Raw genomic sequence first — 16,927 nt, forward strand, 5'->3', positions numbered from 1 at the left:
TTATTTGCTCTCGAACAGGCTCAACGGAATAGCATCCGCCATGGCTTTGTAGCCGGCCAGATTGGGGTGAAGGCCGTCATTGTCATAGGCCTTCAGCAGGTAGGTCGGGCGGGCCGGGTCGCGCAGGGCCTTGTCCCAGTCGATGACGCCGTCGAAGTTGCCGGGCGCGCGGATGAAGGCGTTGATCGCCTGGCGGTCGGCCTCGTTCTCCGGACCGGGGTGGTAATAGGCCGAGCCGGAGTAGGGCAGTATGGTCGCGCCGATGACCTTGATGCCGCGAGCGTGGGCGCGGTCGATCATCTGGCGGTAGGCGGCGGTGACTTGCTCCACGAGGGCCTTGTGCGCCTCGGGCGTGGCGGGCGCGTCGCGGGTCAGGACGCCCAGGTCGTTGACGCCTTCCAGCAGGATCACGTGGGTGACGCCGGCCTGGCTGAGGACGTCACGCTCGAACCGCGCCAGGGCGTTGGGACCCAGGCCGTCCAGCAGCACGCGGTTGCCGCCGATGCCCAGGTTCAGGATCCCCAGGTTCTTGCCCTTGAGGCGCTCCAGCAGGCCGTCGGTCCAGCGCAGGTTGGTGTTGGGCTGCACGCCGTAACCGTCGGTGATGCTGTCGCCGAACGCGACGATCGCGCCGGCTTTCGGCGAGACCACGTCGACGCTGGAGATCTGGAACCAGCGGTCGGCGGTCTTGGCCCCCGGCAGATCGGCGTCGGCGGTGTGGTCGCCGGCCAGGACGTAGGAGGTCGCCCGCGAGCCGGGGTGGCCGGTCTGGACGCTGGGCGCGGCGGGATAGTGCAGGCTGATGGCCAGGCTGGTCAGCGGCGTGACTTTCAAGCTGACCGGATCGGACCAGTAGTCGGCGCCGGCGGGAATGGTCACCTCGCTCCGGCCCGAGAAGGTGAGGGCGCGGTCGGTGGCGGGATCGATGCGGGCGCTGTTCAGGGCCGCCGAGACCGCCACGCGGGCGGCCTTGATGGTCAGGGGCTGGGTCCCGAAGGCGTTCGACAGCCGCACGCGGATCTTGTCGCCGCCGATCGACAGCCGCACGACCTGGCGCAGGGTGGCGTCGGGATAGTCTTCGGGAGCGAGGCTGTTCTTGGCGTCCGGCGCCATCTGGGCGCTGGCCCAGCTGCCGACCCACTTAAGGCTCTTGGGGGTCTCGGCATAGGCGGGCAGGGCGAGGGCAAATGCCAGACCAGCGGCGATCAACGCAGGCCGCGCGAACATCTTCATCAGCGTTTTCTCCCGCCCCGACTTGCTGTCGGTAGCGGTAACATTGGTATGACCTCCAGGCCGCGCCGTAAAGCGTCGCGAGCGATCAAAGTGCGGCAGGTCGCCGCGCCGGCCAGGAATCGCTTGCATCTACACCGATGGTAGCGCTATCAGGATCCCGTGAGGCGCCGAGCGCCTCTGCCCTTCCTGGGCGTTTCCTCCCTATAAACTTTCAGCCCGGTCGTTTTGGCCGGGCTTTTCTTTTGCGTGTCACCGCTGGCACGGGGTGAAATCAGGCGGCCGGTAGTTTGTAGAACTTGGCCGCGTTGTTGAAGAAGATGTCCTGCTTCTGGTCCTCGGTGAGGAAGGTCGCGGCCTCGACCGCGTCGATCGACAGGCCGATGGCGTCGGGCCAGAACATGTTGTCCGAGCCGAACATGATCCGCTTGCTGTGACCCGCCTCGACCAGCTGGCGCAGGATGCCGTGGAAGGCCGGACGCGGCAGCAGCCAGGCCAGCGCGCCGGTGTCCAGATTGACGTTCGGATACAGCATCAGGATGGCGATGGTTTCTCCCAGATAGGGCCAGCCGCCGTGCATCAGGTTCAGGCGCAGCTTGGGATGCCGGTTCAGCGCCTCCTCGACATATTCCGGATTGCCCAGTCGGGCCCGCGCCGTGCGGCAGCAGGCGTCGAAGGTCGTGCCGCCCGGCATCGAGCCGGTGTGCAGGGCCACCGGGATGTCGAACTCCTCGGCCAGCGCCAGGTAAGGCTCGTACTTGGGATCGCCCAACGGCAGGCCGGCATATTGCGCGGTGACCTCGCCCAGCACCTTGATGCTGCCGTCGGCGAAGGCCTTGCGCAGCACGTCCAGGGGCGGCAGCGGCGTGTCGTCTGAACCCCGGACACCCGCGCCGGCGATGAAGCGGGCCGGGTCGCGGTCGTGCCAGTCGGTGGCCGCCTTAAGCCGGTCGCCATCGCCGCCGCTGACCACGCCCATGACCACGTTGCGGCGCTTCATCTCGGCGATGCAGGCCTCCATGTGGTCGGCGCCGGTGCGGATCGGGCTTTTCTTGCCGGTGATCGGATTGACGATCGGGTCGTCAAAGACCGTCGTCGCCGGATAGGCGTGCATGTGCACATCGATGATCCGGCGCGGCTTGGCCGGGGCGGCGAGGGCTGTTGAAGCGACCAGGGCGCCCGCGCCGGCCAGGAAGGTTCTGCGTCCGAAGGTCATCCGTCTCTCCCCGAGTTACATCTGTGAACTGGGGTAGCGCGGGCCGCGCGAACGCGAAATGACCCCGGAGGTCATGACGCCGAAGCGTCGCTGTTTCGACGTCCGATATTGCAAATCAATCGCAAAAGTTATACCCGCCGCCGGACCTTCGTTGTCCGGATCCGCCCATGTCGTCTCAAGCCGCCCGTCTCGCCACCGCCTCTCTGCTGGCCTTGGCCTGCGCCACCGCCGCCCATGCCCAGTCCGGCGCGAGCACGACCGATGTCGACCAGGTGGTGATCACCGCCGCGCGCACCAGCCTGCCGGCCAGCGCCCTGCCGCTGACGGTGGACGTGATCAACAACGAGACCCTGGGCCAGCAGGTCGCCATCGGCGGCTCGATCGTCGACGCCATCTCGACCCTGTCGCCGTCGTTCTCGCCCACGCGCCAGAAGCTGTCGGGCTCGGGCGAGAGCCTGCGCGGCCGCTCGCCGCTGTACGCCATCAACGGCATCCCGCAGTCGACCCCGATCCGCGACGGCTCGCGTGACGGCTACACCATCGACCCGTTCTTCATCGACCGCGTCGAGCTGATCTACGGCTCCAACGCCCTGCAAGGCATCGGCGCGACCGGCGGCGTCGTGAACCAGGTGACGGTCGGCCCGCCGCTGCGCGACGGCGTCTCGGGTAAGGTCTTGGCCCAGACCACCCTGGCTCACAAGCTGGGCGACGCGATGGGCGGCAAGCTGGCCGGCCTGGTCGGCTGGCGGGAGGGGGATTTCGACGCCACGGTCGGCGTCGCCTATGACGCGCGCGGCGCCTTCTACGACGCTAACGGCCGCCGCATCGGCATGGACAACACCCAGGGCGACGTCCAGGACTCCAAGACCCTGTCGGTGTTCGGCCGCTTCGGCTGGCAGATCGCCGAGAACACCCGCCTGGACCTGGTCGCCAACCGTTTCGAGCTGAAGGGCGACGGCGACTATGTGACCGTCACCGGCACGGCCGCAGCTCTTACCGACGGCAATCGCGCCACGCGCCTGCCCAGCACTGCCTATCGCGGCGTGGTGCCCGGCATCCCGGCCGCCAACCGCGTCGAGACCGTCTCGGCCCAGCTGACCAGCGACCTCTATGGCGGCAACTTCACCGCCCAGCTGTTCTTCAACCGCTCGCGCGACACCTTCGGCGGCGACAAGAACGCCACCTTCCAGGACGTCAGCATCGCCCCGAACGGCACGCTGTTCGACCAGTCCTCGAACCGCTCGCGCAAGCTGGGCGCGCGCGTGAACTACGAGCGCACCGTGCCGGGCATCAAGGACCTGACGGCCACCGTCGGCGTCGACGCCCTGACCGACACCACCGCCCAGCTGCTGGTCGCCACCGGCCGCGCCTGGGTGCCGCCGACCAAGTTCGAGAGCGTCGCCCCGTTCGTACAAGGCAACTACGCCCTGTTCGACGGCAAGCTGCGCCTGGCCGGCGGCCTGCGCTTCGAGAACGTCCAGCTGAAGGTCGACGACTTCACGACCCTAGCCTTCTACGGCGCTCGCAAGGTCGGCGGCGGCAATCCCGACTTCAAGGCGACCCTGGCCAATGGCGGCGTGGTGTTCGAGCCGGCCCAGGGCATCCGCTTCTACGGCAGCTATGCCGAGGGCTACACCGTGCCGGACGTCGGCCGCATCCTGCGCGCCATCAATGTCGCCAATGTCGATGTCGACACCTACCTGGCCGTCGAGCCGATCGTGTCGAACAACCGCGAACTGGGCGCCGAGTACAAGCGCGGCCCGTTCGACGCCAGCGTCGCCTATTTCTGGTCCTCGTCGGACCTGGGCCAGCTGCTGGTCAAGAACGCCGGCGGCATCTTCGACGTCCAGCGCCAGAAGGTCGCCATCGAGGGCCTGGAAGTGAACGTCAAGGCCAAGACCCCGGTCCCGGGCCTGGAGGTCTCGACCGGCTATGCCCGCCTGCGCGGCAAGACCGACACCAACGCGGATGGGACGCTGGACACCTATCTGGACGGCGCGAACATCTCGCCCGACCGCCTGAACCTGGCCGCAGACTACCGCACCGGCAAGTGGGCCGTGCGCGCCCAGGTGCAGAAGTACATCTCGCGCAACATGCAGACCGCGCTCGTGAAGGACGACTTCGAGGGCTACACGGTCGCCGACGCCTTCGTGCGTTACGAGCTGCCGGTCGGGGCGGTGTCGCTGGGCGTGCAGAACCTCTTCGACAAGCAGTACCTGACCTACTATTCGGACACGAGCCTGCCGACCAAGGACAAGATCTACGCCGGTCGCGGCCGCACCGTGACCCTCGGCTGGGAAGCCCGTTTCTGATGAAGACTCTGCGCCTTCTGCACCGCTGGACCGGCGGTCTGATCGGATTGCTGCTGGCGCTTTTGGGCTTCACCGGCGCGTTGCTGGTGCACGAGGACGCCTTCCTGCGCGCCACCGTGCCCCACGCCGCCGACGCGCAGCGGCAGGACGCGACGACCCTGGGCGCGATGGCGACCAGGGTCTTCGCCGCCAAGGACCGCCCGCGCTCGATCGTGCTGGCGACCGAGCGGATGGGCCTGCACAAGCTGTCCTACAAGAAGGAACAGCAGGCGGCCTTCGCCGACCAGGACGGGAACATCGTCCAGGCCTGGACCTCCAACTGGGCCCGGCCCGAGGTCTGGATCTTCGACTTTCACCACCACCTCTTCAACGGCGATGCGGGCGAGATCGTCGGCGGGATCGCCGGCCTGGCGGGTCTGGGTTTCGTGATCACCGGTCTGATCCTGTGGTGGCCGACGCGGCGGATGTTCCACATCCGTCTGTGGCCCCGGATGATGAAGCGGGCGGCGATCGTGCATCATCACCGCGACCTGGGCGTGCTGATCGCGCCGCTGCTGATCCTGTCGCTGACCACTGGCGCGGCGATGAATCTGAAGTGGTTCTCGCAAGCCCTGCGCGCGCCGTTCTCGTCGGCGGCGGTGATGGAGAAGGCCTCGGCCGCGCCGAAGATCAAGGGCGGCAAGCTGGCCAAGGACCTGGACTGGACCCAGGTCATCGGCCAGGCCCAGGCGCGCTTCCCCGGCGCCGAGGTGCGGACCATCGGTCTGCCGGCCAAGGCGGGTGGGCTGATCGGCATCCGCCTGCGCCAGCAGGCCGAGTGGCTCCCCAACGGCCGCAGCATGGCCTGGTTCGATCCGGCCACCGGCAAGATGGTCGCCAGCCGTGACGCGCAAGCGATGCCGCTGGGCTCGCGCATCGCCAATCTCGACTTCCCGCTGCACGCGGCCAAGGTCGGCGGTCTGCCTTATCGCCTGGTGATGACGGTCTCGGGCCTGACGCTGACCTTGCTGGGCACGCTGGCGGTGGTGACCTTCTGGGGCAATCCGACGGGCGTGCCCAAGCGCAAGAGGCCGAAGGTCAAGGCCAAGCCGGCTGTCGCCCAGGCGGCCTAGCCGTTTCAACGCCCCCTCCGTCACGTCGCCTATCGGCGCCGCGCCACCTCCCCCGCAAGCGGGGCAGGAGGATGCAGCTTCCTCCTCACCCGTGAAACGGGGGAGGTGGCGCGATGCGGATACGCATCGTGACGGAGGGGGCGCTAAGACTCCCAGCAACGAAAAAGGCCGGGAAGTCACCCTCCCGGCCTTCGTCGTTTCGATCTCAGTCGATCTTAGAACGTCTTCTTGATCGACACGTAGAACTGACGCGGCGCGGCCGGCAGGACCGTCATGGCTTCACCCTTGGTGTCGCTGTTGACGAAACCGCCCGAACCGATCGTCGAGATGTAGTCCTTGTCGGTCAGGTTGGTGACATTGGCCTCGACCTCGAAGCCCTTGCCCCAGCTGTCCTCGGCGAAGCGATAGCCCACCGTCAGGTCGGCGACCGTGGTCGAGGGGACTTCACCGCCGATGTTCTCGTAGGTGTAGTAGCGCTTGTCGGTATAGGCCACGCCCAGCTTGCCGAAGAAGCCGGCCTGGTCGAATGCGATCTCGCCCTTGAAGATGTTCTTGGGCGTGTTGACCACGGTCTTGCCCTTGGTGCGGGCTTGCAGCTTGCCGTCCAGCGAGACGACGTCGTTGTCGTACTTGGAGTCGTTGTAGGTGTAGGCGCCGTACAGGCTCCAGGCGTCGGTGAGGCGATAGGTGCCGGCCAGTTCGACGCCCTTGGTCTCGACCGAGCCGACGTTCGACAGCACCGGGGCGTTGCCCTGGATCGACGAACCCTGCTGCACCGCCAGGATGCGGTTGTCGAAGGCCACGTGATAGACGGCGGCCACGCCCTGGAAGCGGTCGGTGCGATAGCGCGCGCCGGCTTCGAAGGTCTTGGAGCTTTCCGGCTTCAGCTTGGTGGCGACGTAGTTGACGTTGTCCTGGTTCAGCGAGCTGAACGGACCCGAGGTGGCCGCCGAGACGTAGGCGCCCATGTTCTCGGTGTAGCCGCCGAAGATTTCGAAGTCAGGCGTGGCCTTCCAGACGAAGCCGGCCTGCGGCAGGAAGTTGTCCTTGCTCTGGATCTCGCCCGACAGCGGGTTGCCGACGACGGTGGTCACCGCGTTGGTCACCTTGATCGACTTGAAGCCGAAATTGATCTTGAAGGCGTCGCTGATGGTCCACTCGTCTTCCAGGTGGGCGACGGTGGTCTTGGTCTCGAAGCGGTACTGCCACTGGGTGAAGAACGGGTTCTCCTGGAAGTCCAGCGCGTCGCGCGAGGGCTTGGAGATCGTCTCGCCGTAGAAGCGGCGGGCCTGGTTGAAGTGGTTGATCTCGTGCCAGCCGCCGACGCCGATGCGGTGGGCGCCGATGTCGATCGTCAGGCCGCCGGTGATGCCGCCGCGGCTGATGTCGTACTCGGTGGTGCGGATCGACAGCGGGGCGGCGTCAGAGCCGGCCGTGCCGAAGCCCGGCGTGGCCGTGTAGGGCGTGTACCACAGGCCCTGGCCCTCGTTCTTGTGCTCGTAGGCGGTGACGTCCAGCTTGACGTGGTCGGTGATGTCCAGGTTCAGCTTGGCGCCGAACAGATCGTCGTCACGGATGCCGGCGCCGGCGTAGTAGGCGTCGTCCACGGTGGCGAACGGCGCGGGCAGGGCGGTGTTGGTCTGGTAGGCGCGGGCGGCGGCGATGGCCAGGGCCCAGTTCGGCTGGGTGTTGTCCCAGTTGCGGCCCAGGCGGCGGATCATGTCGAACGACAGGTCCTGGTAGTCCTGCTCACGACGTTCCGAGCGGTGGTAGAAGCCGGTCAGGTCGCCGCGCTCGCCCAGCGGCATCACGACCTTCAGGTCGTACTGGCGCTGCTTCTGCTCGCCGCCGCCCTTCCACTTGTCGGCCCCCTGGTCGGCGATCGACAGGTAGCCGCGCAGGCCGCCCAGCTGCTCGATGGCGCCGGTTTCGAAACGGCCGAACACGCGGTGCATGCTGTCCGAGCCGCCGGTCAGGTCGATCTCGCCGCCCATCTTTTCCGACGGATCGCGCGAGAAGAACTGCAGCGTGCCGCCCAGGTTCGAGGTCGAGGCGGTGCCGAGGGCGCCCGCGCCCTGGGCCAGCTCGACGCGGCCGATGTTCTCGGTGGCGGTGGCGCGGCTGATGTGCAGGCCGTTGTGGTTGCCGTAGGTCATGTCGCCCAGCGGCACGCCGTCCAGGGTGAAGCCCAGCTGGTTCTGGTTGAAGCCACGGATCGAGATGCGGGTCGACCACTCGTAAGCCCCGAAGGCGTCGGCCGACTGGAAGGTGACGCCCGGCAGCTTGTCGACGGCCTTCAGCGCGCTGGTGCCGGCGGCTTCCAGGCCGATGGCGTCGTCCTTCAGCGTCTGGACCTGGCGGCTCTGGCCCTGGCCGATGACGATGACGGCGTCGACTTCGGAAGCCTCGGCGGGCGCGGCGGCCGGGGCGGCGTCGGCGGCGGTTTCGGCGGCGAAGGCGTGGCCGGCGAACAAGAGGGCGCTGATGGCGGCGCCCAGCATCAGGTGGTTTTTCATAAGCTTCTTTTCCCCTTGCCGACGCGGAGAGACGTCGACCTGGGAAGCTCGGCTAACAGCGGTCCACGACGGCGCGGCGACGGGAGCGTGTCGGCTGTCCGACAGTCACGCGACTAAACCATGACGGTAGCGCTATCGCGGATAGGACGATCCGACCCCGCCACGATTGCGCGAAGCGGCCTGGACCGCTATTTCAGCGCCCAATCCCCGAAACTCCGTTCCAGCGAGCACGCGCGCCCTATGGCTCAGCAATACATTTTCCAGATGCAGGGCCTGACCAAGGCCTATCCCGGCGGCAAGAAGGTCTTCGAGAACATCTGGCTGTCCTTCTATTCCGACGCCAAGATCGGCGTGGTCGGCGTCAACGGCTCGGGTAAGTCGACCCTGCTGAAGGTCATGGCCGGCCTGGACAAGGAATTCTCGGGCGAGGCCAAGGCCGCCGACGGCATCAAGCGCGGCTACCTCCCGCAGGAGCCGGTGCTGGATCCGACCCTGGACGTCTGGGGCAACGTCATCGCCGACTGCGAAGAGAAGCAGATCTTCGACCGCTACAACGCGCTCGCGGCTCAGCTGGGTGAGGAATACACCGACGAGCTGATGGAGGAGATGACCAAGCTTCAGGAGGTCATCGACGCCAAGGACCTGTGGGACATCGATTCCAAGGTCGAGATGGCCATCAACGCCCTGCGTTGCCCGCCCAACGACGCCAGCATCGCCGACCTGTCGGGCGGTGAGAAGCGCCGCATCGCCCTGGCCCGCCTGCTGCTCAGCAAGCCGGACATGCTGCTGCTCGACGAACCGACCAACCACCTGGACGCCGAGTCGGTGGCCTGGCTGCAGCATCACCTGGAAGAGTTCCCGGGCTGCGTCATCCTGGTGACCCACGATCGTTACTTCCTGGATCAGGTCACCAAGTGGACCCTGGAACTCGACCGCGGCAAGGGCGTGCCCTACGAGGGCAACTACTCGGGCTGGCTGGAGCAGAAGCAGAAGCGCGTCGTCCAGGAGCAGTCGGAATCGGAAGCCCGCCAGCGCGCGCTCACCCGCGAACTGGAATGGGTCCGCAGCTCGCCCAAGGCCCGTCAGTCCAAGTCGAAGGCCCGTCTGGCGTCGTACGACGAAATGGTCGCCGCGCAGGAAAACGCCCGCGCCGCCCAGACCCAGGCCCACATCCAGATCCCGCCCGGCCCGCGCCTGGGCAGCCTGGTGCTCGAGGTCAACGGTCTCGAGAAGGAGTACGGCGACAAGGTGCTGTTCAAGGACCTGTCGTTCCGCCTGCCGCCGAACGGCATCGTCGGCGTCATCGGCCCGAACGGCGCCGGCAAGTCGACCCTGTTCAAGCTGATCACCGGCCGCGAGCAGCCCGACCAGGGCACGGTCAAGGTCGGCGAGACCGTCAAGCTCTCGTATGTCGACCAGTCGCGTGACGCCCTGGATCCGAACAAGACCATCTGGGAAGAGATCAGCGGCGGCACCGACGTGATGATCGTCGGCAAGCGCGAGATCAACAGCCGCGCTTACGTGGGCTCGTTCAACTTCAAGGGCGGCGACCAGCAGAAGAAGGTCGGCCTGCTGTCGGGCGGTGAGCGCAACCGCGTCCACCTGGCCAAGACCCTGGCCACCGGCGGCAACCTGCTGCTGCTCGACGAACCGACCAACGACCTGGACATCGAAACCCTGCAGGCCCTGGAAGAGGCGCTGGAAGAGTTCGCCGGCTGCGCCGTGGTCATCAGCCACGATCGCTGGTTCCTGGACCGCCTGGCGACCCACATCCTGGCCTTCGAAGGCGACAGCCACGTCGAATGGTTCGAGGGCAATTTCGAAATGTACGAAGAGGACAAGAAGCGCCGCCTGGGCGCCGACAGCCTCATCCCCAAGCGCATCAAGTTCCAGAAGTTCGCGCGCTAAGGCGCCGAACTTTCGAGCTTCGAATGAAGGGCGACGGCGCAGGCCGTCGCCCTTTTGCGTTCCGGCGTCAGTATGATTGACGAAACCTCGAATTTTAGGGCACAGCTGGGCTCAATTTTAGGTGGCGTTAGTGACTTTTGAGCCTGCGCCGCGATCCAAGCTCGGGGTCACACATGGCGAATCTGACGGGTACGGCGTTCAACGACACCCTGGTCAGCACCGCGGGTGATGATGTCCTGGACGGCGCCGGGGGCGTCGACACCGCCTACTACGGCAACGCGACGGCCGGCGTGACCGTGGACCTGACGATCTCAGGCCCTCAGGCCACGGGCGGGGCCGGTTCGGACACGCTGCTCAATATCGAGAACCTCACCGGCTCGGCCTTCAACGACAAGCTGACAGGCGACGGCGGCGCCAATCTGCTGAGCGGCGGCGGCGGCAACGACACGCTGCTGGGCGGCGGTGGTGACGACACCCTGCGCGGCGGCGCGGGGGATGACGTGCTCGATGGCGGCGCGGGCTATGACTATGCCGACTATAACGACGCCACGTCGGCGGTGACGGTCAGCCTGGCCGTGACGGGCCCCCAGAGCACCGGCGGGTCGGGGCAGGACACTCTCAGCGGTATCGAAGGCCTGCTGGGCTCCGGCTTCGCCGACGTCCTGACCGGCGATGACGGCGCCAACAAGCTGTTCGGCGGCAATGGCAATGACACGCTGCGAGGCGGCGCGGGGGACGACACCCTGGACGGCGGCAATGGCGACAACATCCTCGACGGCGGGGATGGCTTCGACACCGCCGACTACAGCCAAATCTACTACAATCTGAGCGTCGACCTATCGCAAAGCACGGTCTTCATCATCTCGTCGGGGCGCGACACCCTGAGCGGCATCGAACGGATCGTCGGCGGCCTGGGATCCGACACGATGAAGGCGGGCGCCACGGGCGTAACGCTGGTCGGCGGCATGGGCCACGACAGCCTCTATAGCGGGGCTGGCGACGATACGCTGGATGGCGGCGACGGCGACGACCAGTTCTATCTGGGCGCCGGGGCCGACAAGGTCATCGGCGGCGCGGGCCGTGACACGATCAACTTCGTGGCGGACGCCACGGCTCTGAACATCGACCTGACCACGCTCTGGACGACTGGCCAGTATGCTTCAGCCGGGCTCAGCATCACCGAGGTCGAAGTGCTGGGCCTGGTCACCGGCGGCGCGATGAATGACACGGTCGTCGTCGGTGAAGCCTACATCAACGCGACGACGCTGAACGGCGGCGGCGGCGCTGATCGTCTTACGGGCGGAGGCGGCAGCGACACCATCAATGGCGGCGATGGCGACGACGTCCTGACCGGGGGCGGCGGACGCGACTACATTACGGGCGGGGCCGGCGCCGACACGCTGAACGGCGGCGCGGGCGACGACGTCCTGATCATCGACGCCAGCGATCGCGCGATCGACGGCGGCGCGGGCGTGGACAGCCTGTCGTTCGAATGGGGAACGAACAACTACGGCGCGCAGGCCCTGAACATCGACCTGACCAACCTGTGGACGGGCGGCGCCGGCCTGATCAACGGCGCCGAGATCCGGGGCGTCGAGAAGATCGAGGCGTTCAACGGCAGCCAGATGGCCGATCGGGTGATCTGGGGGGCAGGGGCCGCCGACGCCTCGAACTGGCTCAGCGTGAGCCTGGGCGCCGGAGACGACTACGCCGTCGGCGGCGTGCTCGGCGACAACCTGAATGGCGACGCCGGTAACGACACGCTCTATGGCGGCGATGGCGGCGACTTCCTTTCGGGCGGCGAGGGCCTTGACTGGCTGTACGGCGGCAACGGCGACGACACCTTCTATGTCAGTTACAACGACACCATCGACGGCGGCGCGGGGCGCGACGTCCTGCGGGGCTTCAGCGGCGCGTCGGCCTGGAATATCGATCTGCGAGGCCTGTGGAGCGGCGGGGTCGGCACGGTCAATGGCGGCACGATCGCCAATGTCGAGGATACCTACGACATCTCCGGCTCCAACGACGCCGACACGATCATCGTCGGCGATGGGCTGGTCACCCAGATCACCTACTACTACGGCGAGATCATGGGCCGCGAGGCCTATAACGGCCTGATCCTGCGGGGCTACGCCGGCGACGACACGATCGTCGGCTCGGGCGGCGCCGACAAGATCTACGGCGGCCTGGGCGCGGACAAGATCAGCGGCGGCGCGGGCGACGACACCATCGTCTTCGACGGCAAGGACACCGTCGACGGCGGGGCGGGGATCGACACCCTCGTGATCGGCGATTGGTACTCCCGATCCGGCGAAGCGCTGGACCTGGACATGACCGGCAATTGGGAGGGAACCGCCGGATCCAAGATCACCAATATCGAGCGGTTCTACGGCGGCTACGGCAGCGACTACAGCGACCGTATCGTCATCGGCGACAAGTACACGCTCAATGGGATCGAGATCTATGCCGGCTCCGGCGACGACGTCGTGGTGGGCACCGGGGTCGCCGATACGATCAACGGCGCCGACGGCGCGGACCAGCTGTCGGGCGGCGCGGGCGATGACGTCCTGAGCGGTTCCATCGGCAATGACTTCCTGGATGGCGGCGCCGGCAACGACACCGCCGTCTTCGACGGCAACGCCTCGGACTACAGCTGGACCCTCAATAGCGACGGGTCGCTGACCGTGCGGGACCTGCGCGATCCCGCCACCTACGCCTATGCCTATAGCGGCGTCGATACGCTGCGCGGCATCGAGGTGCTGCGCTTCTCGGACAAGTCGATCACCCTGGCCTCCCAGGCCGGCGTGACCCTGACCGGCACGGCGGGCGCGGACCAACTGACGGGTGGCGCCTATGACGACGTGCTGAATGGCCTTGGCGGCGATGATGTCCTGACTGGCGGCCTCGGCGACGACGTCCTGGACGGCGGCGATGGCACGGACATCGTCAGCTATGCCGGCGCGCTGGGGCCGGTGTTCATCCAGCTCCTCTTGTCGGGCCAGCAGAATACCGGCGCGGGCCTGGACAAGCTGATCTCCATCGAAGGGGTCATCGGCAGCGCCTATGCCGACAAGCTGTACGGTTCTCGCGGCGCCGACATCCTCAAGGGCGGCGCCGGCGACGACGTGATCTACGCCGACAACGGCGACGATACGGTCGATGGCGGCGACGGCTACGACACCGTCGAATTTAGCGGGGCCTCGACCAACTATTCCATGACCCAGTCGGCGGATGGCTCGTGGGTTGTCACCGACCAGAGCGGCCTGTTCCAATCGGGCCGCGACACGCTTTTCAATGTCGAAGCGCTGAAGTTCCAGGACCGGACGATCAACCTCAAGGACCCGGCGGGCGTCATCTCGGGCAGCGCGGGTGACGATGCGCTGCTGGGAACGCCGGGGAACGACATCTTCAAGGCCGGCGCCGGCAACGACTCCATCGCCAGCAGCGCGGGCGACGACACCTATGATGGCGGCGAGGGCAACGACCTCCTGGGCTTCAACAACGCCTCGCGCGGGATCACCGTCGATCTGGCCGTCTCGACGCCCCAGGAGACAGGCGAAGGTCGCGACACCTTCATCAGTATCGAGAGCATCATCGGCAGCCGGTTCAACGACGTTTTCCGCGGCACGGACGGCTACAACCAGCTCAACGGCGAGAACGGCGACGACCTGATCGAAGGTCGCGGGGGCGACGACAACCTCAGCGGCGGCGCCGGCAACGATGTGCTGCGCGGCGGGGCCGGCAACGACATCGTGTCTGGCGGATCCGGGGACGATCAGCTCTTCGGCGACGATGGCGACGACGCCATTGTTCTGTCGCCCGAGACGACGGGTGTCGGCGCGGGAAGCGACACCGTCGATGGCGGCGCCGGCTTCGACACCGTCATGGCCCCGTTCTTCGACGGTGGCGTCGTCATCGACCTGGGCCGGACCGATCGGCAAATGATCGCCGAGGGCGCCTGGGTAACGCTCAAGAACGTCGAGAACCTGACCGGTTCGACAGCCTCGGACCGCCTGACCGGCGATGCTGGCAACAATGTCATCACCGGCTGGGAAGGCGACGACGTCATCGACGGCGGCAAGGGCGTCGATACGGTGGTGATGCGCGGGGCGAGCACCGACTTTACGGTCACCTGGACGGGCGACGGCTGGAAGATCGCCGATCGTCGCCCTTACGCGCCGCCGTCGTCACCTCAAAACTACGAGGGCGTCGATACGGTGCGGAACGTCGAATACATCAGCTACAGCGACAAGACCGTCGCGCTCGGCGATGGCATGATGTTCTTCGTCGGCAATATCCTGCGCAACACCGGAGGCGCGAGCGGCGTGCTGGCGAGCGACCTGTCGGCGCGGCTCGACAGCGGCGCCCTGACCCAGGCCGCCGCCGTGACCGAGATCATCAAGGCGGCCGGCGCCACGACCTCGGTGGCGACTCTGGCCTACGAGTTCTTCACCGGGAAGATCCCGGGCAGCGCCGGGATCGACTACCTGGTCTCGCCCACCGGTCCGAACGCCAACAATCTCAACAGCGCCTACTACCAGAGCTTCAATCTGGAGAACCGCTACATCAACTTCGCGGTGAACCTGGGCAAGAACGGCGAGGGCAAGGACGCCTTCCTGGCCAAGTACGGATCGCTGAGCTTCGTCGACGCCACGCGCGAGGCCTACAAGACCATCTTCGGCGCCGCGCCTTCGGACACCCAGATCCATGCGATGATCGACACGCGCGTCGACTACTTCGCGACCTATGGCGGCGACGGGCGCGAGGGCATCGGGACCAAGGCGGCGATGGTCGGCTGGCTGCTGGCCGAGGCGCAGAAGGCCGACCTGGGCGTCATGGTGCGCTCCAACGACGCCTGGCTGGCGGACTTGGCCGACGGCTCGGCCCCGTTCACGATCGACATCCTCGATCCCGCCAAGGGCTACTACAAGGCCGACTTCATCTTCGGCGGCGGGTGACCGCCGGGACGGCCAGGCCGTCCCGGGTCATCAAGGCTACTTCGGTTCGGTCGGCGGCACGCCGGGCGCGCCCGGAACCGGCTGGTTCGGCAGGGTCGGATCGCCCGTCTGCGGCGTGGCGTTGATCGGCGGGGTCACCGGCAGGCTGGGCGGCGCGGCGCTGGGCGTCGGGTTCACGGCGGTGTCGGGCATCGGCGTCGTCGCCGGATCGCTGGCCGTGGCCGGAGCGGTCGCGGACGTATCCGCCGACATGCCGGTCGAGGCCTGGCCCGCCCACCAGTCCTTGCTGGCGCGTGTCTTGGCGGAGGCCTTGGTATAGGCGCTCAGTTGGTCATAGGGGATCGGCTGCTTGGGGCCGGCCATGGTGGTCGAGGCCTTCTGGGCGGCGAGGGCCTCGCCGCCGGCGACCAGCAGCGAAAGCGCCGCGGCCGCGGCGAGCGTCTTGGTCAACATCGGGGTTTCTCCAGACCTGGAAGCGCCGTTGTGGCGCCGCTAGCAAAACCCGCTGGAACGCCGGTTGTTCACAGCTCTGCCGTGGCCAGGGGGAACCGCCACGCTTTGGCCGGGTTCTTGGCGGGATGTTTCACATCGTCGGGAGGGGGCTGGCGATCCGCCCATGCCCTGCTTAGCTCTGGATAAGCGCTCCCAGAAGAGTAGCCTCAAGTCCGCAAGACGACTGTCCCGCCAAGGAGACATGCATGCCGCAAACGGCCCCTAGTAAGACCATTGGCGACAAGCCCCACATCCTGCTCTCGCACGAGATGCTGCTGCCCCTGCAGCCGCTGCTGGAGGGCGCCTACACGGTGCATCGGCTGTGGGACTATCCCGACAGGATGGCCTTCCTGGACGGTCCGGGGCGACGGGTGCGGGCCATTGTCCACGCCGGCGAGTTCGCGCTGAGCCGCGACATGCTCTCGGAGATGTCGCAGCTGGGCCTGATCGCCTGCGTCAGCGTCGGTTATGACGGCGTCGACGTGCCGTGGTGCAAGGCGCACGGCATCGCCGTGACCCACTCGACGGGCCTCAACGCCGCCGACGTCGCCGATCACGCGGTGGGCCTGGTCCTGGCCGCCTGGCGCGGCATCGTCGAGGGCGACCATCGCCTGCGCTCGGGCCACTGGACCCAGGCCGAGCGCATGGCGCCGCGCCACGGCCTGCGTGGCCGCAAGGTCGGCATCGTCGGCCTGGGCTATATCGGCGAGGCGGTGGCGACGCGCCTGCGGGCCTTCGAGATGAAGATCGCCTGGTGGGGGCCACGCCCCAAGGACACCGACTATCCCCGCGCCGACAGCCTGCTGGCCCTGGCCCGCGACAACGACGTGCTGGTGGTCTGCTCGCGCTCGGACGCCTCGAACCATCACCTGATCAACAAGGCCGTCATCGAGGCGGTCGGACCGCAGGGCCTGATCGTCAATGTCGCGCGCGGCGCGCTGATCGACGAGGACGCCCTGATCGAGGCCCTGAAGGCCGGTACGCTGGGCATGGCGGCGCTGGACGTCTACGCGGAGGAGCCGACCCCGGCCGCGCGCTGGGTGGGCGTGCCCCACACCGTGCTGACCCCGCACACGGCCGGCGCGACGCTGGACAGCATCCCGGCGATGGTCAGCCTGACCCTGGAGAACCTGCGTCGTTACTTCCACGGCGAACCTCTGGCCACGCCGGTTGCGGCCTGAGG

9 protein-coding genes and 1 pseudogene are annotated in these 16,927 nt (G+C 67.2%); 5 read left to right on the forward strand and 5 right to left on the reverse strand.

The features are described from left to right. Together AC07NF_RS19325 and AC07NF_RS19330 are read right to left on the reverse strand one after the other, a co-directional pair. Entirely contained in the window at nt 1-1,233 is a 1,233-nt protein-coding gene (locus tag AC07NF_RS19325) for an SGNH/GDSL hydrolase family protein (RefSeq protein WP_494629992.1), read from the reverse strand. Nucleotides 1,234-1,504: 271 nt separating this feature from the next. Then, nucleotides 1,505-2,446: an amidohydrolase family protein gene (locus tag AC07NF_RS19330; RefSeq protein WP_494629995.1), complete on the reverse strand. Its 942-nt coding sequence runs from the start codon at nt 2,444-2,446 to the stop codon at nt 1,505-1,507. Nucleotides 2,447-2,613: 167 nt separating this feature from the next. Between AC07NF_RS19330 and AC07NF_RS19335 the strand changes: the two genes are divergently transcribed. Both AC07NF_RS19335 and AC07NF_RS19340 read left to right on the forward strand, forming a co-directional pair. Further along, the gene (locus AC07NF_RS19335; protein ID WP_494629999.1) at nt 2,614-4,758 is read left to right on the forward strand and encodes a TonB-dependent receptor; all 2,145 of its coding nucleotides are present in this window, start codon (nt 2,614-2,616) and stop codon (nt 4,756-4,758) included. Further along, nucleotides 4,758-5,870 carry a PepSY-associated TM helix domain-containing protein gene (locus tag AC07NF_RS19340; RefSeq protein WP_494630004.1) on the forward strand — a complete coding sequence of 371 codons (1,113 nt, stop codon included), beginning with the start codon at nt 4,758-4,760 and terminating at the stop codon, nt 5,868-5,870. Before AC07NF_RS19335 ends, AC07NF_RS19340 begins: the two co-directional genes overlap by 1 nt. Before the next feature lie 29 nt (nt 5,871-5,899). Here AC07NF_RS19340 and AC07NF_RS19345 read toward each other — a convergent pair. Beyond that, nucleotides 5,900-6,013: pseudogene (locus AC07NF_RS19345) on the reverse strand (hypothetical protein); the annotation flags it as partial. A 72-nt stretch (nt 6,014-6,085) separates the two neighbouring features. Next, nucleotides 6,086-8,386 carry a TonB-dependent receptor gene (locus tag AC07NF_RS19350; RefSeq protein WP_494630008.1) on the reverse strand — a complete coding sequence of 767 codons (2,301 nt, stop codon included), beginning with the start codon at nt 8,384-8,386 and terminating at the stop codon, nt 6,086-6,088. Between the two features lie 240 nt (nt 8,387-8,626). On the opposite strand from AC07NF_RS19350, the gene ettA reads away from it, so the two are divergent. Continuing rightward, nucleotides 8,627-10,294 carry an energy-dependent translational throttle protein EttA gene (ettA, locus tag AC07NF_RS19355; protein ID WP_492816708.1) on the forward strand — a complete coding sequence of 556 codons (1,668 nt, stop codon included), beginning with the start codon at nt 8,627-8,629 and terminating at the stop codon, nt 10,292-10,294. A gap of 173 nt (nt 10,295-10,467) precedes the next feature. Beyond that, a complete protein-coding gene (locus AC07NF_RS19360) occupies nt 10,468-15,252 on the forward strand; it encodes a hypothetical protein (RefSeq protein ID WP_494630011.1) in 4,785 nt (1,594 codons plus the stop codon). A 36-nt stretch (nt 15,253-15,288) separates the two neighbouring features. On the opposite strand, the gene AC07NF_RS19365 is transcribed toward AC07NF_RS19360, so the two are convergent. Further along, on the reverse strand, nt 15,289-15,705 hold the full coding sequence (locus tag AC07NF_RS19365; protein ID WP_494630013.1) for a hypothetical protein: 417 nt from the start codon (nt 15,703-15,705) through the stop codon (nt 15,289-15,291). A 245-nt stretch (nt 15,706-15,950) separates the two neighbouring features. Here AC07NF_RS19365 and AC07NF_RS19370 point away from each other — a divergent pair, with 245 nt between their 5' ends. Next, a complete protein-coding gene (locus AC07NF_RS19370; RefSeq protein WP_494630016.1) occupies nt 15,951-16,925 on the forward strand; it encodes a 2-hydroxyacid dehydrogenase in 975 nt (324 codons plus the stop codon). The last annotated feature ends 2 nt before the right edge of the window (nt 16,926-16,927 follow it).

The sequence above is a fragment of the Caulobacter sp. GW821-FHT10A06 genome (genome assembly GCF_059415805.1).